Annotated in this window: 19 protein-coding genes (1 of these 19 cut by a window edge); 6 read left to right on the top strand and 13 right to left on the bottom strand. The window is 73.7% G+C overall.

The genetic code is table 11. From position 1 onward, the window contains the following. Positions 1-43: 43 nt before the first annotated feature. The 12 genes from EDC57_RS12000 to EDC57_RS11945 form a co-directional block, all read right to left on the bottom strand. On the bottom strand, positions 44-367 hold the full coding sequence (locus tag EDC57_RS12000; RefSeq protein ID WP_123402130.1) for a HesB/IscA family protein: 324 nt from the start codon (positions 365-367) through the stop codon (positions 44-46). A 64-nt stretch (positions 368-431) separates the two neighbouring features. Then, positions 432-1583: a cysteine desulfurase family protein gene (locus EDC57_RS11995; protein ID WP_123402129.1), complete on the bottom strand. Its 1152-nt coding sequence runs from the start codon at positions 1581-1583 to the stop codon at positions 432-434. Between the two features lie 7 nt (positions 1584-1590). Continuing rightward, entirely contained in the window at positions 1591-2064 is a 474-nt protein-coding gene (locus tag EDC57_RS11990) for a Fe-S cluster assembly transcription factor (protein WP_123402128.1), read from the bottom strand. A 60-nt stretch (positions 2065-2124) separates the two neighbouring features. Then, positions 2125-2988, bottom strand: a complete 864-nt coding sequence (gene cysE, locus EDC57_RS11985) for a serine O-acetyltransferase (protein WP_123402127.1) — start codon at positions 2986-2988, stop codon at positions 2125-2127. A 56-nt stretch (positions 2989-3044) separates the two neighbouring features. Beyond that, complete coding sequence (locus EDC57_RS11980) at positions 3045-4292, bottom strand: DUF1015 domain-containing protein (protein ID WP_123402126.1); 1248 nt, start codon at positions 4290-4292, stop codon at positions 3045-3047. A 69-nt stretch (positions 4293-4361) separates the two neighbouring features. Beyond that, a complete protein-coding gene (gene htpX / locus EDC57_RS11975) occupies positions 4362-5243 on the bottom strand; it encodes a protease HtpX (protein ID WP_123402125.1) in 882 nt (293 codons plus the stop codon). A 202-nt stretch (positions 5244-5445) separates the two neighbouring features. Continuing rightward, the gene (gene parC / locus EDC57_RS11970; RefSeq protein WP_123402264.1) at positions 5446-7650 is read right to left on the bottom strand and encodes a DNA topoisomerase IV subunit A; all 2205 of its coding nucleotides are present in this window, start codon (positions 7648-7650) and stop codon (positions 5446-5448) included. A gap of 29 nt (positions 7651-7679) precedes the next feature. After that, the gene (gene parE / locus EDC57_RS11965; RefSeq protein WP_123402124.1) at positions 7680-9569 is read right to left on the bottom strand and encodes a DNA topoisomerase IV subunit B; all 1890 of its coding nucleotides are present in this window, start codon (positions 9567-9569) and stop codon (positions 7680-7682) included. Then, complete coding sequence (locus EDC57_RS11960) at positions 9566-10021, bottom strand: CNP1-like family protein (RefSeq protein ID WP_123402123.1); 456 nt, start codon at positions 10019-10021, stop codon at positions 9566-9568. Before EDC57_RS11960 ends, parE begins: the two co-directional genes overlap by 4 nt. 51 nt (positions 10022-10072) lie before the next feature. Continuing rightward, on the bottom strand, positions 10073-10666 hold the full coding sequence (locus tag EDC57_RS11955; protein ID WP_123402122.1) for a DUF3501 family protein: 594 nt from the start codon (positions 10664-10666) through the stop codon (positions 10073-10075). Between the two features lie 11 nt (positions 10667-10677). Next, positions 10678-12030: a heterodisulfide reductase-related iron-sulfur binding cluster gene (locus EDC57_RS11950; RefSeq protein ID WP_123402263.1), complete on the bottom strand. Its 1353-nt coding sequence runs from the start codon at positions 12028-12030 to the stop codon at positions 10678-10680. A gap of 62 nt (positions 12031-12092) precedes the next feature. Then, entirely contained in the window at positions 12093-12521 is a 429-nt protein-coding gene (locus EDC57_RS11945; protein WP_123402121.1) for a rubrerythrin family protein, read from the bottom strand. 153 nt (positions 12522-12674) lie between these two features. On the opposite strand from EDC57_RS11945, the gene EDC57_RS11940 reads away from it, so the two are divergent. The 5 genes from EDC57_RS11940 to EDC57_RS11920 all read left to right on the top strand — a co-directional run bounded on the left by EDC57_RS11940 (position 12675) and on the right by EDC57_RS11920 (position 15856). Continuing rightward, the gene (locus tag EDC57_RS11940; protein ID WP_281272262.1) at positions 12675-12929 is read left to right on the top strand and encodes an exodeoxyribonuclease VII small subunit; all 255 of its coding nucleotides are present in this window, start codon (positions 12675-12677) and stop codon (positions 12927-12929) included. After that, complete coding sequence (gene ispA, locus EDC57_RS11935) at positions 12910-13797, top strand: (2E,6E)-farnesyl diphosphate synthase (protein ID WP_123402120.1); 888 nt, start codon at positions 12910-12912, stop codon at positions 13795-13797. The genes EDC57_RS11940 and ispA overlap by 20 nt, the downstream gene beginning before the upstream one ends. Before the next feature lie 106 nt (positions 13798-13903). Next, on the top strand, positions 13904-14719 hold the full coding sequence (folE2, locus tag EDC57_RS11930; RefSeq protein WP_123402119.1) for a GTP cyclohydrolase FolE2: 816 nt from the start codon (positions 13904-13906) through the stop codon (positions 14717-14719). Between the two features lie 19 nt (positions 14720-14738). Then, entirely contained in the window at positions 14739-15449 is a 711-nt protein-coding gene (locus EDC57_RS11925; RefSeq protein WP_123402118.1) for a type 1 glutamine amidotransferase, read from the top strand. Next, positions 15446-15856, top strand: coding sequence for a secondary thiamine-phosphate synthase enzyme YjbQ (locus EDC57_RS11920; protein WP_123402117.1), 411 nt, complete (start codon positions 15446-15448; stop codon positions 15854-15856). Before EDC57_RS11925 ends, EDC57_RS11920 begins: the two co-directional genes overlap by 4 nt. 11 nt (positions 15857-15867) lie before the next feature. Here the strand turns inward: EDC57_RS11920 and EDC57_RS11915 are convergent, their stop codons facing one another. After that, positions 15868-16245, bottom strand: coding sequence for a cyclophilin-like fold protein (locus EDC57_RS11915; protein WP_123402116.1), 378 nt, complete (start codon positions 16243-16245; stop codon positions 15868-15870). Positions 16246-16405: 160 nt separating this feature from the next. On the opposite strand from EDC57_RS11915, the gene sthA reads away from it, so the two are divergent. Then, a protein-coding gene (gene sthA / locus EDC57_RS11910) for a Si-specific NAD(P)(+) transhydrogenase (RefSeq protein ID WP_123402115.1) crosses the window boundary here: on the top strand, positions 16406-17670 show its 5' portion. It continues 130 nt past the right edge of the window; 1265 of the gene's 1395 nt are visible here — the first part of the coding sequence; it begins with the start codon at positions 16406-16408; its stop codon lies beyond the right edge, outside the window.

Raw genomic sequence — 17670 nt, 5'->3', positions numbered from 1 at the left:
GGCGCACCAGTCTACCCGCCGGCCGCGGGGGTGGCAAACGCGCTCAGACGGTGAAGCTGTCGCCGCAGCCGCAGGTGGCCCGCACGTTGGGGTTGCGGAAGCGGAAGCCCTCGCTGAGGCCCTCGCGGGCGAAGTCCACCTCGGTGCCGTCCAGCAGCCGCAGGCTCTCCCGGTCCACCACCACGCGCACGCCGTCATCCTCGAAGACGACGTCGTCCTCGCCCACCTCGCGGGCGAGATCCATGACGTACGAGTAGCCGGAGCAGCCCATGGCGCGCACGCCCAGGCGCAGCCCCACCGCGCTCCCGTCCTGGGCCAGAAAGCCGCGGACCCGCTCGCGGGCCGCCTCGGTCAGCCGGATCGCCATCGCTTGCACCTCCTCCGTCTCGCGTCGACGCCCCTTGGGACCGCGCCGCCGCCCGTGCGGTTCCTCAGCAGGCGAGGCGCCGCCCGGCGCGCAGCCGCGCCACCAGGGCGGTGATCCGCGCCGCCGCCTCCTCCACCTCCTCGGCGGTGGTGTAGCGGCCGAGGGAGAGGCGGAGGGCGCCGCGGACACGCCACTGCGCAAGCCCCATCGCCCTCAGCACGTGGGAGCCGCGGACGTCGCCGGCATGGCAGGCCGCCCCGCTGGCGCAGGCCACCCCCTCCAGCAGGCTGAGGAGCACGTCGGCGTCCACCCCGCAGAAGGCCATGTTGAGGATCCCGGGGACGGCGCGGGCGGGATCGCCGTTGCGCGCCGTCATCCCCGCGGCGGCGAGCCGGGCCTCCAGGCGCGCGGTCAGCTCGGCCAGACGCGCCCACTCCGCGGGCCCCTCCTCGGCGGCGATGCGGCAGGCCTCGGCGAACCCCACGATCTGGTGGGTGGGCAGCGTCCCGGGGCGCAGGCCGCGCTCCTGACCGCCGCCGTGCATCAGGGGCTCGGGCAGGGGGTCGAGCCCGTCGCGGATCCACAGCGCCCCCACGCCCTTGGGCCCGTAGAGCTTGTGCGCCGTGAACGAGAGCAGATCCACCCCCAGGTCGCCCACCCGCACCGGCATCCGCCCCACCGCCTGCACGGCGTCGGTGTGGAAGACGGCGCCGCGGCCGCGGGCGAGCTCGGCCAGCGCCGCCACGTCCTGCACCACGCCGGTCTCGTTGTTGGCGAGCATCACGCTCACCAGCACCGTGTCCGGCCGCAGGGCCTCGCGCAGCCGCTCCGGCGCGAGCCGCCCCCCCTCGTCCGGCGCCAGCACCGTGACCTCGAAGCCCTCGCGGTCGAGCGCCCTGCAGGCGTCGAGCACCGAGGGATGCTCGCTGGCGCAGGTCACGACGTGGCGGCCGCGGCGGCGCAGCGCCCGCGCCATCCCCAGCACGGCGAGGTTGTTGGCCTCGGTGGCGCCGGAGGTGAAGAGCACCTCGCGGGCGCCGATGAGGGCCGCGACGCGGGCCCGCGCCCGCTCCACCGCCTCGGCGGCCTGCCGCCCCGGGGCGTGGCTCGTCGCCGACGGATTGGCGAAGAGCCCGTCGGGGCCGAGGTGGGCCTGCATCGCCCGCACCACGCGGGGGTCGGCCGGGGTCGTGGCGGCGTAGTCGAGGTAGATCACGGGGTGCTCAACCGGCGAGCCGCTCGCCCGCCTCGGCCCCGGCGGCGCGCGCCTCCTGCCGCACCGCGATCTCGCGGATCTCCCGCCGCGCCACCAGGTCCCCGAGGCTGATGCCGGCGAGGAAGTCCTGGATGCGCCGGCTGAGCTCGCACCAGAGCTCGTGGGTGAGGCAGGGCTCGTCGTCGTGGCAGTTGCCGAGCCCGCCGCAGCGCATGGCGCTGACCTCCTCGTCCACCGCCGCGATGACGTCGCCGACGGCGATCTCCGCGGCCGGCCGGGCCAGCCGGTAGCCGCCGCCGGGGCCGCGCACGCTGGCCACCAGCCCCCTGCGCCGGAGCTTGGCGAAGAGCTGTTCCAGATAGGAGAGCGAGATCCCCTGGCGGCGCGAGATCTGGGCCAGGGTGATGGGCCCCTCCCCCTCGCGCAGGGCGAGATCGAGCATCGCCGTGACTGCGTAGCGCCCCTTGGTGGTCAGTCTCATGGCAAGTCCTCGTCTGGCGCTTGGCCCGCGGCCATTATCCCACAAAGCATAGTGGGATCATCAATTATTGCCGGCGGCGCGCCCGGACCCGCCCTCCGCCTCGGCCCCGCCTTCCCCGGCGCCGGCCTCCCCGGCCGCCGCGTCCTGCCCGTGGCGGGGCGGCTCCTCGCCCGGTGCCGTGCTCTCGATCTCCACCGGTTCCATCTCCGGCAGGCACTCGGCGTCGACGCGCACCCCCATCTCCCGCAGCGCCTGGCACAGGGCTTCCATGCGGCGGTCCATGAGGTGGATGTGGTCGAGCATGCGGTTGATGGCGTGGGCCACCGGGTCGGGCATGTCCCGGGTGGCGCCGTAGGCGTCGAAGCCCATCTTGCGGGCGATCTCGGCGCGCTTGCGCTCGCCCGCGCTGCGCCGCGGCGGCACCACCACCCCCGGGACCCCCACCACCGTGGCCCCCGCGGGCACGTCCTTGAGCACCACGGAGTTGGAGCCGATGCGGGCGCCGTCGCCGATGCGGATCGGCCCGAGGACCTTGGCCCCGGCGCCGACCACGACGTTGTTGCCGAGGGTCGGGTGGCGCTTGCCCTTCTCCCACGTGGTGCCGCCGAGCGTGACGCCGTGGTAGAGGGTGCAGTCGTCGCCGATCTCGGCCGTCTCGCCGATCACCACCCCCATCCCGTGGTCGATGAAGAAGCGCCGCCCGATGCGGGCCCCGGGATGGATCTCGATCCCCGTGAGCCAGCGCCCGATGTGGGAGACGAAGCGCCCCAGCCACTTGAGCCCGTGGTTCCAGAGCCAGTGGGCGAGGCGGTGGATGAGGATGGCGTGCAGCCCGGGGTAGGCCGTGACCACCTCGAGGACGCTGCGCGCCGCAGGGTCGCGCTCGAAGACGCAGCGGATGTCCTCTCGCAGCCTCTCCAGCATGATCCTGACTCTGCCGTTGGGGAATGGGGGACGTTAGCACATCGCCCCATCCGCCGTCACGGCGCCGGCCCGAGCAGGTGCGAGACGAGGCCGTCGGCGAGCTTGGGCTCGAACCAGGTGGACTTGGGCGGCATCACCTCGCCGCGGTCGGCCACCGCCATGAGGGCCTCCATGGGCGTCGGGTGCATGGAGAAGGCCACCGCCATCTCGCCGGCGTCGACGCGGCGCTCGAGCTCCGCGAGCCCCCGCACCCCGCCCACGAAGTCGATCCGCGCATCGCGGCGCGGGTCGCGGATCCCGAGCAGGGGCTCGAGGACGTGCTCCGAGAGCAGGCTCACGTCCAGGCGCCGGACCGGATCCTCCGGCAGCCGCGACGGATCCAGTGCGAGGCGGTACCAGCGCCCGTCGAGGTACATGCCGAAGGTGGCCGGCCGCTCGGGGGCCACCGGACGCTCCGCCGGTTCCACCCGCATGCGGCGGCGCAGCGCCTCCAGGAAGCCCTCCGGGGTGTGGCCGGCGAGATCGCGCACGACGCGGTTGTAGTCGAGGATGCGCATCTGCGCCGCAGGGAAGATGACGCCGAGGAAGCGCGCCCAAGGGGCCTCGGGGTCGTCCCCGTGGCGGCGGCGGCGCTCGGCCGCGACCCGGGCCGCGGCCGCCGAGCGGTGATGCCCGTCGGCGATGTAGAGGGCATCCAGCGCGTCGAGGGCCGCCTCCAGGGCCGCCACCCGCGCCGGGTCGGCGACCGGCCAGATCTGGTGGCGGACGCCGTCGTGGGGCGCGACCACGTCCACCTCGGGAGGGGCCGCCGCCACCTCCGCCACCAGCGCCTGCAGCGCGCCGCTTCCGCGATGCGCGAGCAGGACCGGGCCGGTCTGGGCGTCGAGGACGTCGATCTGGCGCGCGCGGTCGGCCTCCTTGTCCGGGCGGGTATGCTCGTGCCGGCGCACCCGCCCCGCCTCGTAGGCCGCCACCGAGACCGCGGCGACCACGCCCGTCTGCTCGTGGCCCTCCGCGGCCATGCGGTAGACGTACAGCCGCGGGGCGGGATCGCGCACCAGCACCCCCTCGCGCATCATCCGCGCCAGGTTCTCGGCGCCGCGCCGGTAGACCGCATCGTCATGGGGATCGGTGCCGGGCGGGAGGTCGATCTCCGGGCGCGAGATGTGCAGGAAGCTCCACGGGCGCCCGGCGGCGAGGGCACGCGCCTCCTCGGTCGAGACCACGTCGTAGGGCGGCGCGATGACCTCCGCCGCCCGCCCCGGCGCGGGGCGCAGCCCCGCAAAGGCCCTCGCAAGCCTCATCCCCGTCTCCCGCAGCCACGAAGGGCCCACATTGTAGCCGCCGGCCCGGTGGGGGGGCCAACGGCGCCCTCAGGCCATGGCCTCGAGGGCGGCGATGCGCTCCTCGATCGGCGGGTGGGTCATGAACAGCCGCGCCAGGCCCTGCCCCACGCGCCCGGAGATGCCGAAGGCCGCAAGCTGGTCGGGCAGCGGCTCGGCCTCGTGCTGGGCCGCCAGCCGCCGCAGCGCCGCGATCATGGGCGCGCGCCCGGCAAGGCGCGCCCCGCCCGCATCGGCCCGGAACTCGCGCCGGCGGGAGAACCAGAAGACGATGATGCTGGCGAGGATCCCCAGCACCACCTGCGCCACGAGGGTGGCGACGAAGAAGCCCGGGCCGTAGCCGCGCTCGTTGCGGAGGACCACCCGGTCGATGACGTGCCCGACCACGCGCGAGAGCACGATCACGAAGGTGTTGACCACCCCCTGGATGAGGGCCAGGGTGACCATGTCGCCGTTGGCGATGTGGCTGACCTCGTGGCCGAGCACCGCCTCCACCTCCTCCGGGCGCATGCCGCGCAGCAGCCCCGTGCTCACCGCCACGAGGGCGTGGTCGCGGTCCATACCGGTGGCGAAGGCGTTCATCTCGGCCCCCTCGTAGACGGCCACGTCCGGCGTGCCGATGCCCGCCTCGCGGGCAAGACGCCCCACCGTCTCCACCAGCCAGGCCTCGGTGGCGTCGGCCGGCTCCTCGATGACACGCAGCCCCATCATGTGGATCGCGGTCCACTTGGAGAGGGCGAGCGAGATGAACGAGCCGCCCATGCCCAGCAGGGCGGCGAAGACGAGCAGCGCCTCGAAGTCGATCCCGGCGCCCTGCTCGAGGATCCGGTCGACCCCGAGCAGGCGCAGCGACACGCTCATGACCAGGAGCACGGCCACGTTCGTGCCCAGGAAGAGCATCACACGCTTCATCGTTCCCTCCGTCTCGAGCGGCAGGACATCCCGTGCGGCCCCGCGGCGAACCGCCCCCACGGAGCCGATCATTGGAAACCGTCTCCTCGATAAAGTTCCCGCCGCGGGGGCACTTACGGCGGAAGGCGGGTAGTATAGCCGGCGTGGAACGGCGCGTGCAGACGGGGGGCGCGCCGGTGCAGGGGGCCGCCGGCCTCCCTGATCACACCACCTCGAGGCGCTCCACGCGCTGGAAGCCGCGCGGCAGGGCCCGTCCCCGGCGCCCGCGCGGCCCCAGGTAGGGCTCGAGGTCGGCGAAGCCCAGGCGCAGGTGGCGCCTGCCGCAGTGCACGCGCAGGATGCGCCCCGGCCCCACCGCCGCCACCGCCACCATCCGCGCCGCACCGCCGCGGGGCAGGGCGAGGATGCGCTGCCCCTTGCCGCGGGCCATGCGCGGAAGCTCCGCCGCCGGGAAGGCCAGCAGGCGCCCATCCGACGAGGCCGCCACCACCAGATCGGCCTCCACGTCGGCGAGCGGCACCGCCGGCAGCGGCGAAGCACCTTCGGGCAGCGCCAGCACGGCGCGGCCGCCGCGCTGGCGCGGCTGCAGCGCGCCGAGGCGGGCGATGAAGCCGAAGCCTGCGTCGCAGGCAAGGAGCACCGCCTGCTCCTCCGGCCCCATGAGCACGGAGAGGAAGCGGGCCCCGTCCGGGGGCGAGACGCGCCCGCTGAGCGGCTCGCCCTGGCCGCGCGCCGAGGGCAGGACATGCGCCGGCACGGCGTAGACCCGCCCCGTGGAGTCGAGGAAGACGGCGACGTCGCTGCTGCGGCCGCGGGCGGCGGCGAGGAAGCCGTCGCCGGCACGGTAGGCGAGGGCCTCGGGATCCACCTCATGGCCCCTGGCGGCGCGCACCCAGCCCTTGCGCGAGAGCACGACGGTCACCGGCTCGCTGGGGACGAGGGCGCGCGGGTCGAGGGCGCGCGCCGGCCGGCGCTCCACGATGGGCGAGCGCCGTGCGTCGCCGTGCCGCTCGGCGTCGGCGGTAAGCTCCTCGGCGACGAGCGCCGAGAGCCGGGCCTCCGAGCCCAGCACCGCCTCGATCGTCTCGCGCTCGGCCTCGAGCGCGTCCTGCTCGGCGCGCAGCCGCATCTCCTCGAGCCGCGCCAGGTGGCGCAGCCGCAGCTCCAGGATGGCCTCGGCCTGGGCGTCGGTGAGGCCGAAGCGGGCCATGAGCACCGGCTTGGGCTCGTCCTCGCGGCGGATGATCTCGATCACCTCGTCGATGTGGAGGTAGGCGATGCGCAGCCCCTCGAGGACGTGGAGGCGCTCGCGCACGCGGCCGAGGCGGTGCTCGAGGCGGCGGCGCACGGTGGCGCGCCGGAAGTCGAGCCACTCCAGCAGCAGCTCCGGCAGCGGCCGCACGCCGGGGCGGCCGTCGAGGCCGATGAGGTTGAGGTTGACGCGGTAGCTGCGCTCGAGATCGGTGGTGGCGAAGAGGTGGGCCATGACCGCCTCGGCATCGACGCGGCGCGAGCGCAGGGTCAGGACCAGCCGTGTCGGGTTCTCGTGGTCGGACTCGTCGCGCAGGTCCTCCACCATGGGCAGCCGCTTCGCCTGCATCTCGCGCGCGATCTGCTCCAGCACCCGCGCCCCCGAGACCTGATAGGGCAGGGCGGTGATCACGATCTCGGCCCCGTCCTGCTCCCAGCGCGCCCGTGCGCGCAGGGTGCCCGATCCGGTCTCGTAGATGCGCGCGAGCTCCTCGCGCGGGGTGACGATCTCGGCCTCGGTGGGAAAGTCGGGGCCGGGCAGCCGCGCCATGATCTCCTCGATGGAGGCCTCGGGCCGCTCCAGCAGCAGCAGGCAGGCCGCCACCACCTCCCTCAGGTTGTGGGGCGGGATGTCCGTGGCCATGCCGACGGCGATCCCGGTGGTGCCGTTGAGGAGCACGTTGGGGACCCGCGCCGGGAGCACCGCCGGCTCCTCGAGGGTGCCGTCGAAGTTGGGCACCCAGTCCGTCGTGCCCTGCCCCAGCTCCTCCAGGAGCAGCCTTGCGTAGGGGGTCAGCCGCGCCTCGGTGTAGCGCATGGCGGCGAACGACTTGGGGTCGTCCGGCGAGCCCCAGTTGCCCTGGCCGTCGATGAGCGGGTAGCGGCAGGAGAAGGGCTGGGCCATGAGGACCATGGCCTCGTAGCAGGCCGCATCCCCGTGCGGGTGGTACTTGCCGAGGACGTCGCCGACGGTGCGCGCCGCCTTCTTGGGCTTGGCGCCGGGGCCGAGGCCGAGCTCCGACATGGCGTAGACGATGCGCCGCTGGACCGGCTTGAGGCCGTCGCCGATGTGCGGCAAGGCGCGGTCGAGGACCACGTACATGGCGTAGTCGAGATAGGCCCGCTCGGCGAACTGGCGGATGGGCAGGCTCTCCATGGCGGTCTCCTCGCGCGGTCCGGGCCCGATCACCGGATGCGGGCGAGATTGCCCCTCGCCTCGAGCCAGGCGCGCCGATCGGCGGCCCGCCGCCGGGCGAGCAGCAGGTCCAGCAGCTCGCCGTCGTCGTCGCCGGGCGAGAGGGTCAGGCGCACGAGCCGGCGGGTGTCCGGATCCATGGTGGTCTCGCGCAGCTGCATCGGATTCATCTCCCCGAGCCCCTTGAAGCGCGTCACCGTCACCCGGCCGCGGCGGCCCTCGGCGGCGATGCGGTCGAGGATCCCCTGGCGCTCCTCGTCGTCGAGGGCGTAGTAGACGTCCTTGCCCACGTCGATGCGGTAGAGGGGCGGCATCGCCACGTAGACGTGCCCGGCCGCGACCAGGGGCCGGAAGTGGCGCAGGAACAGCGCGCACAGCAGGGTCGCGATGTGGTTGCCGTCGGAGTCGGCGTCGGCGAGGATACAGACCTTGCCGTAGCGCAGCCCGTCGAGCCGGTCCGAGCCCGGATCGACGCCGATGGCCACCGCGATGTCGTGCACCTCCTGCGAGGCCAGCACCTGCTCGGGCGCCACCTCCCAGGTGTTGAGGATCTTCCCCCGCAGCGGCAGCACGGCCTGGAACTGGCGGTCGCGGGCCTGACGGGCCGAGCCGCCGGCCGAGTCGCCCTCCACCAGGAAGAGCTCGGTGCGGGCGGGGTCCTGGAGGGTGCAGTCGGCCAGCTTCCCGGGCAGCGCCGGGCCGCCGGTGACGCGCTTGCGCTCCACCTTGCGCGCGGCGCGGAGGCGGCGCTGGGCCTCGGCGATGGCGAGCTGCGCGATGGCCTCCCCGGCCTGCGGGTGCTGGTGCAGCCAGAGGCTGAAGGCGTCCTTGACCACGCCGGCGACGAACGCCGCGCAGGCCCGCGAGGTCAGCCGCTCCTTGGTCTGGCCCGAGAACTGCGGCTCCGCGAGCCGGACCGAGAGCACGTAGGCGAGCCGGTCCCAGACGTCATCGGGGGCGAGGCGCACCCCGCGCGGGAGCAGCCCGCGCAGGTCGCAGAACTCCCGCAGGGCCTCGGTCAGCCCCGTGCGCAGGCCGTTGACGTGGGTGCCCCCCTGGGGCGTCGGGACGAGGTTGACGTAGCTCTCGGCCACCGGCTCCCCGCCCTCGGGAAGCCAGGCCAGGGCCCAGTCCACCGCCTCCTCCTCGGCGGCGAAGCTGCCGGTGAAGGGCTCGGCGGGCAGGCGCGGCGCCGCCCCCAGCGCGGCCGCGAGATACCCGGCGAGCCCCGCCTCGTAGCGCCAGGTCTCGCGCGTGCCGGCGCGGCGATCCTCCAGATGCACCGCAAGACCCGGCAGCAGCACCGCCTTGGCGCGCAGCAGATGGCGCAGGCGCGGCAGCGAGAAGCGCGGGCTGTCGAAGTGGCGCGGCTCGGGCCAGAAGCGCAGGCGCGTGCCGGTGCGCCGGCGCGGCACCTCGCCGGTGCGCTCCAGGGGCCCCAGGGGCTCGCCGTGCGCGAAGGCCATGTGGTGCTCGGCCCCGTCGCGCCAGACCCAGACCTCGAGGCGGCGCGAGAGGGCGTTCACCACCGAGACGCCGACCCCGTGCAGCCCCCCCGAGAAGCGGTAGTTCTTGCGGGAGAACTTGCCCCCGGCGTGGAGGCGCGTGAGGATCACCTCCACCCCCGGACGCCCCTCCTCGGGGTGGACGTCCACGGGCATGCCGCGGCCGTCGTCGATCACCTCCAGCGACTCGTCCTCGTGGAGGATCACCGTGATCTCGCGGGCGTGGCCCTCGATGGCCTCGTCCACCGCGTTGTCGATGACCTCCTGGGCGAGGTGATCCGGGCGCGCGGTGTCGGTGTACATGCCGGGGCGGCGGCGGACCGGCTCGAGCCCCGTGAGCACCTCGATGGAGGCGGCGTCGTAGACGCTGCTCATGGCGCCCCCCGCACGGCCTCGGCGCCGAGCCGGCGCAGGATCTCGGCCCGCGGCCGCGGCCGCCCCCGCTGGTCGCAGAAGTGGCGGCGGTAGAGCACCACGCGATGGCCGGCGCCGCGCGCGACGCGATGCCAGCCTTCCCCCGGGTAGCGGCGCCACCGCCCATCGGGCGCCAGGTAGGCGTAGAGGGTGTAGCGGGCGTCGCCGCAGCGGATGCCCTCGAAGACCACGTTGCGCGCCGAGCCGCTCGGCAGCGCCACCACGTAGCGCACGACGCCGTCCCCGCCCACGGCGAGGCTCTCCGGCGCGATGGCGTAGCGCAGGACGGCGCGGTCGCGCACCTCGAGCTCGATCCACTGTCCCGGCACCCCCGCCGGGAGGGGCACCGGCGCCGCGGCGGCCGGCAGGGCCGCGGCGCCGACGACGAGCGCGGGGAGGATGCTCCCGTTCATGGGGGCGCTAGTCTAGCCGCATCGGGGGCGCGGCACGAACGCCCCCGCGGCTCAGGCGGGGGGGTCGAGATCCTCGGCCAGGGAGGCCCGCACCGGCTCCGGCAGGGACTCCACGGCGTGGCGGTAGGCGGGGTGGTCGATGCCGAGGGCGACGTCGGCACCGGCGCGCACCGCGCGCACCATCTCCGGGGTGAGCTCGAAGCGCAGGAAGTGCACCGCCGAGGTCTTCTCGCCGGTGTCGCGCTGCAGGTCCTCGTCGGCGACGGCGTAGACCGGCGGGAAGCCGGCCACCCGCACCCAGACCCGGTCCTCGATCCCCACGAGACGGGCGAGCTCGCGCCGGCGCACCGCGGGATCGTCGAACTCGATCATGAGGGTGGCCTTCCAGTTGTGCCCGTCCGGGATCAGCGGGTTGTAGACGGCGAGCTCGGCCTCGATCTCGGCCGGCTCGAAGATGCGCTCGGCGCGCAGCATCTCCTGCACCTGGTAGCGCATGGTGAGCCGGTCCTCGAAGTGCAGGGTCACGTGCGGCCCCACCGGGACGCGGCGGCGCCGCTTGTGGGCCATGACCTCGGCGCGCAGCCGCGGCCTCGCCTCGGCGTAGCGCTCGAGCGGCAACAGGTCGTCGCGGGTGAGCTTCTCCATCGGTCCCTCCCTCAGATGCCGTAGGCCCGCCGCAGCAGCGTCATCGGATGCACCGGGCTCGAGCCGTCGCCGAGCCCGCTGCCGATCTGCCGCCCGGCCATGGGGCAGTCGCTGGCGTAGTGCTCGGCCCGGGCGCGGCGCACGCGCTCGAAGACCGGGCGGCCGATGCGCATGCTGGTCTCGTGGTACTCGCGCTTGACCGCGTAGGTGCCGTCGTGCCCGGAGCAGCGCTCGATGACCTCGATCTCGGTCCCGGGCACGAGGGCGAGCACGTCGCGCGTCTTCAGGCCGATGTTCTGCACCCGCAGGTGGCAGGGCACGTGGTAGGCGATGCGTCCCAGCGGGTTGCGGAAGTCGGTGCGCAGCAGCCCCTCGCGGTGGCGCAGCCACAGGTACTCGAAGGGGTCGAAGAAGGCCTGCGCGACGCGCGCCACGCGCTCGTCCCCGGGCAGCAGCAGAGGCAGCTCGCGCCGGAACAGGAGGACGCAGGAAGGCACCGGCGCCACCACGTCCCAGCCCGCCTCCACCAGGGGCAGCAGCTGCGGCAGGTTGATCTCGGCCAGCCGCACCACCTCCTCGAGGTCGCCGAGCTCCATGCGCGGCATGCCGCAGCAGCGTTCGCGCCGCGTCAGGGTCACCGGGATGCCGTTGTGGCGGAACACGGCGGCCAGGTCCTCGCCGATCTCCGGCTCGTTGCGGTTGCCGTAGCAGGTGGCGAAGAGGACCACGCGCCCGCGGGTGCGCCCGGCGGGGCGTGCCTCGGCGTCCTCGGCGTCGGCGGCGAGGCGCCGCCGCAGGGGACGGGCGCGGTAGGGCGGCAGCGCGGCGTCGCGGTGCACGCCGAGGACCCGCTCCATGAGGGCGCGCGCGAGGGGGCTGCGGTTGGCGCGGTTGACCGCCTCCACCACCACGGGGATGCCGGCGAGCCGCCCGACCGCGTCGGTGGCGGTGAGGATGCGGTCGCGAAGGCGCACCCGCCCCTGGCGCAGCCGCACCGCCTTGGCCCGCAGCATCAGGTGCGGGAAGTCGATGTCGAAGGGGTGCGGCGGCACGTAAGGGCACTTGGTCTGGAAGCAGAGATCGCAGAGGTAGCAATGCTCGGCCACCTGCCAGTAGACCTCGCGCGGCAGGTCCTCGGGCTCGCCGCTCTCGCCGGCGTCGATGGCGTCGAACAGGGTGGGGAAGGCGTTGCAGAGGCTGAAGCACCGCCGGCACCCGTGGCAGACCTCGAACACGCGCGCCATCTCGGCGAGCAGCGCCTCCTCGTCATGGAAGGCCGGGTCCCGCCACGCCAGCGGCCGGCGCTGCGGCGCCCGCGTGCCGCCCTCCTCCACCCGACCCCTGCGCTCCGTCTCCTCCGCCATCGCGCCGTCCTCCGTCTCGTCCCGCACCCGCACCGGGGGGCGACGCGCGCCCCCCGGCCGCCTCAGCCGGCGTCGGCCTGCAGCTCCTCGAGCGCCTTCTGGAAGCGCCGGGCGTGGGAGCGCTCGGCCTTGGCGAGGGTCTCGAACCAGTCGGCGATCTCGTCGAAGCCCTCCTCGCGGGCGGTCCGCGCCATCCCCGGGTACATGTCCGTGTACTCGTAGGTCTCGCCCGCGATGGCGGCCTTGAGGTTGGCCACGGTGTCGCCGATGGGCTCGCCGGTGGCGGGATCGCCCACCTGCTCCAGGTACTCCAGGTGGCCGTGGGCGTGGCCGGTCTCGCCCTCGGCGGTGGAGCGGAACAGGGCGGCGACGTCGTTGTAGCCCTCCACGTCGGCCTTGGCGGCGAAGTAGAGGTAGCGGCGGTTGGCCTGGGACTCGCCGGCGAAGGCGGCCTTGAGGTTCTCGTGGGTCTTGCTGTTCTTGAGCTCCATGGGCTCGTCCTCCTCGCGATGGGATCCGATGCGGGAGCAGGGGCGCCCCCGCAGGACAGTTTAGACTTGGTCCAGGTCATGTCAAGGACGTTTGACCGCCTGCCCGCCCTGTTCTACCGTGAGCCCGCTGCGGATCCTGCGGGGGAGGGCAAGGTGTCGGAACCGTCGAGCTTCGAGGCGGCGATGGCCGAGCTGGAGGAGCTGGTGGCCCGGCTCGAGCAGGGGGAGCTGGGGCTGGAGGAGTCGCTGGCGCTGTTCGAGCGCGGCGTGCGCCTGGCCCGGCAGTGCGAGCAGGTCCTCGAGCAGGCCGAGCAGAAGGTGGAGCTGCTGCTGAGCGAGGAGGGGCGGCCGGAGCCGGAGCCCGAAGAGGCGGCCGCGCGGGGGGACGATGACGACGGTGCGGTTTGAGCCGCTTCTGTCGCGCTGGCGAAGGCGCGTCGAGGCGGCGCTGGAGCAGGCCCTGCCCCCGGCCACGATCCATCCGGCGACGCTGCACGAGGCCATGCGCTACGCCGCCCTCGGCGGCGGCAAGCGCCTGCGCCCGATCCTGGTCTACGCGGCAGGGGGCGTGCTCGGCGCCGACGAGGCCCTGCTGGATGCGCCGGCGGCGGCGGTGGAGCTCATCCACGCCTATTCCCTGGTCCACGACGACCTGCCGGCGATGGACGACGACGACCTGCGCCGGGGCCGCCCCACCTGCCACAAGGTCTACGGCGAGGCCATGGCCCTGCTCGCGGGCGATGCGCTGCAGACACGCGCCTTCGAGGTCCTGGCCACGGCCCCGGGCCTCGACGGCGAGCGCCGGGCGGCGCTGGTGGCGGAGCTGGCGAGGGCGGCGGGCTCGCGCGGCATGGCGGGGGGCCAGGCCATCGACCTCGCCGCCACCGGGCGCACCCTCGGCATCGCGGAACTCGAGGACATGCACATCCACAAGACCGGCGCCCTCATCCGCGCCTGCGTGCGCATGGCCGCGGTGGTGGCCGGCGACGGGCCCGAGGCGGCCCGCCTCGACCACTACGCCAAGTGCCTGGGACTCGCCTTCCAGATCCGCGACGACATCCTCGACGAGGAGGGCGAGCCAGAGGTCATGGGCAAGGCCCGCGGCGCCGATCGCGCCCGCGGCAAGCCCACCTACCCGGCGCTGCTGGGGCTGGAGGAGGCGCGCCGGACGGCGCGGGCGCTGGCCGACGAGGCGCGGCAGACCCTCGCCCCCCTCGGCGAACGCGCCGCCGTCCTGGCATGGCTCGCCGACCACGCGGTGGAGCGCCTCGCCTGAGCGCCACCGAAGCCCCCCGCATGGGTGGGTTTATAATCCCGTCGCCGCGGGCTAACCTTGGCGGCCCCGCGTCCGGCCGCGGGCACCGTCAGGACGGGTACCGATCATGAGCGACTCCAGCCGCGACGCCGGCATCGCCGACGTTCAGTCCAGCCACGATACCCGGCGCATCCCCATCGACCGCGTCGGCATCAAGGACATCCGCCACCCGGTGCGGGTGCGCGACCGCAGCGACGGCGAGCAGCACACCGTCGCCAGCTTCGACATGTACGTGAACCTGCCCCACAACTTCAAGGGCACGCACATGTCGCGCTTCGTCGAGATCCTCAACCGCCACGAGCGCGAGATCTCGGTGGACTCCATCCGCGACATGCTCTGCGAGATGGTGCAGGTGCTCGAGGCCGAGGCCGGGCACATCGAGATGCGCTTCCCCTACTTCGTCAACAAGCGCGCCCCCGTCACCGGCGTCGAGAGCCTCATGGATTACGACGTGACGCTCACCGCGGAGCTGCTGGACGGGCAGGTGCGCACCTGGATCCAGGTGGTGGTGCCGGTGACCAGCCTCTGCCCCTGCTCCAAGGAGATCTCCGACCGCGGCGCCCACAACCAGCGCTCCCACGTCACCGTGCGGGTGCGCACGCGCGGCTTCGTCTGGATCGAGGAGCTCATCGAGCTGGTGGAGCAGGAGGCCTCGTGCGAGCTCTTCGGGCTGCTCAAGCGCCCCGACGAGAAGTACGTCACCGAGCGGGCCTACGACAACCCGAAGTTCGTCGAGGACATGGTGCGCGACGTCGCCGCCCGCCTCAACGCCGACGACCGCATCGCCGCCTACGTGGTGGAGTCGGAGAACTTCGAGTCCATCCACAACCATTCGGCCTACGCCATGATCGACCGCGACAAGGAGGCGGAGCCGCCCTGCTGAGGGGCGGCCCCGGCACGGCGTGGGCACGGTCTGCATCCTCCGCCACGTGGACTGCGAGGGGCCCGGCTACCTCGCGGAGTTCCTCGACCGCAACGGCATCCCCTGGAAACTGGTGGCGCTGGACCAGGGCGAGCCCGTCCCCGGCGGGCTCGAGGGCATCGCCGGCCTCGTCCTCATGGGCGGCCCCATGAGCGTCAACGACTCGCTGCCCTGGATCGAGCCGGAGCTTGCGCTCATCCGCGAGGCGGTGGCGCGCGGGCTGCCGGTGCTGGGCCACTGCCTCGGCGGCCAGCTCATCGCCAAGGCGCTGGGCGGGCAGGTCAAGGCGAATCCGGTGCGCGAGATCGGCTGGCATCCGGTGGAGGTGATCGATCGCGAGGCCGCCGCGCCCTGGCTCGGCGACGACCCCGGGCCGTTCGAGGTCTTCCACTGGCACGGCGAGACCTTCACCCCGCCGCCGGCGGCGCGCCCCTTCCTCGCCAGCCGCTGGTGTGCGCAGCAGGCCTTCAGCCTCGGCAGCGCCCTGGCGCTGCAGTTCCACGTGGAGATGACCGAGGAGCTGGTGCGCACGTGGGCGCAGCGCTACGCCCACGAGCTCATCCCCTCCCCCTCGGTGCAGGACGCCGACGCCATGTGCCGCGGCCTCGAGGCCCGCATCCGGGCGCTGCACCGGCTCGCCGACCGCATCTACGGCCGCTGGATCACCGGCCTGGGGGGAACGTCGCCATGAGCGACCGGATCGAGGTGGAGACGCCCGCCCATCAGGCCCTCGTGCCCATCACCCGCGCCGTCCAGGCCCGGATCGAGGCGCTGGGGCTGCGCGAGGGCGCGGTGCACCTCTTCTGCGAGCACACCACCTGCGGCCTCCTCGTCAACGAGAACGCCGACCCGGACGTCGCCCGCGACCTCATCGCGCGCCTCGAGCGGCTCGTCCCCTGGGACGACCCCCGCGACCGGCACGCCGAGGGCAACACCGCGGCCCACCTGCGGGCGGTCCTGGTGGGGTGCGACCTCACGATCCCGGTGCGGCAGGGCCGCCTCGCCCTCGGCACCTGGCAGGGCATCTTCCTCGCCGAGTTCGACGGCCCGCGCCGCCGCCGCATCCGCCTGACGCCGCTGCCGCCCCCGACCCGCTGAGGCCGGGCGGTTCAGGCCTCGCCCACCAGGCTGATCCGGATGGGGTCGCCGTCGCGGATGGTGCGCAACCGCTCCAGGTGACCCTCCACCCGTCCCAGCACGGTGCAGGCCGAGGCCAGGCGGCACTCGCCGTGCTCGGCGATGGGGGTGGGGCCGTAGGGAATGGCCAGGGCGCGCCCCTCCGGCCAGTAGCAGACCGTGCCCGGCTCCACCACCTCGCGCGCCCCGGGCTCGGGCTCGGCGCGCATCGGAACCTCGAAGTAGACCTCCTCGCCCCACGTCTGGGCCGTGGTCCGGTGCGGCAGCGACTTGTAGAGCCGGCGCGCCGTCGGCGTATCGGCGAGGCGGACCACCACCTGCCCCCTGGGCCATGCGACACGGATGCGCATCCTCTCCCCTCCCGTTACGGTAAGCCTGCCTATGCCCTCTGCGCCACCGCGGCTATCCCATCCGGAGGACGGCGCCGGACGGGATCCGCACCCATCGGATGATAGAATGCCGGCCGCCCGGGCGGAAACGGGCTTCGGAGCAGGGGGACGAAGCGGGCGGATGAAGACGGCGCACTACGACGCAGTGGTGATCGGAAGCGGCCCCGGGGGCGAGGGGGCCGCCCTGACCCTGGCCCAGCACGGACTCTCCGTGGCACTGGTGGAGCGAAGCCCCCGGGTGGGCGGCAACTGCACCCACCGCGGCACCATCCCCAGCAAGGTCCTGCGCCATGCCGTGCAGCAGTTCAGCGAGCTGCGCCACAGCGCCCTCTGCCAGGGGGCGTTGCCGCGCCTGCGACCCGACTACCCGACGATGCTCGGCCAGGCGCAGCAGGTCATCGCGCAGCAGGTCCGGGTCCGCCGCCAGGCCTACGATCGCGCCGGTGTCGTCGTGATCACCGGCGAGGCCCGCTTCGTCGACAGCCACACCCTCGAGGTCCGCGAACCGGAGGGGCTGCGCAAGCAGCTCAACGCCGAGCGCTTCGTCGTGGCCACCGGCTCGCGCCCCTATCGTCCCGAGGACGTGGACTTCGCCCACCCGCGCATCCTCGACAGCGACACCGTCCTCGATCTGCGCGAGACACCCCGCTCCATCACCATCTACGGTGCCGGTGTCATCGGCTGCGAGTACGCCTCCATCTTCGCCGGCCTCGACGTCACCGTGAACCTGGTGAACACGCGCGAGCGGCTCCTGTCCTATCTCGACGACGAGATCACCGACGCCCTCAGCTACCACCTGCGCACGCAGGGGGTGGTCCTCTTCCACAATGAGAGCTACGAGCGCGTCACCGCCGACGGGGACGGCGTCGCCCTCGAGCTGCGCTCCGGCAAGGTCATCAAGAGCGACTACTTCCTCTGGGCCAACGGGCGGACCGGCAACACCGCAGGGCTCGGCCTGGAGGAGCTCGGCATCGCCGTCAACCATCGGGGCCAGGTGGAGGTGAACGAATATTTCCAGACCGCGCAGCCCCACATCTACGCCGTCGGCGACGTCGTCGGCTTCCCCGCGCTTGCCAGCGCAAGCTACGACCAGGGCCGCTTCGCCGCCCAGCACATCATCAACGGCGTCACCGACTTCCGCCTCGTCGAGGACATCCCCACCGGCATCTACACCAACCCCGAGATCAGCTCCCTCGGCCGCACCGAACGGGAGCTCACGGAGCAGCGGGTCCCCTACGGCATCGGCCGCGCCACCTTCGAGAACCTGGCCCGCGCCCAGATCACCGGCTACACCGTCGGGGTCCTCAAGATCCTCTTCCACCGCGAGACCCTGGAGATCCTGGGCATCCACTGCTTCGGCCACCAGGCCGCGGAGATCATCCACAT

The organism is Inmirania thermothiophila (genome assembly GCF_003751635.1).
In the GTDB taxonomy this organism is placed as follows: Bacteria; Pseudomonadota; Gammaproteobacteria; order DSM-100275; family DSM-100275; genus Inmirania; species Inmirania thermothiophila.
The sequence above is the reverse complement of the archived record's forward strand: the minus strand, read 5'-3'. Positions and strand labels throughout refer to the sequence as shown.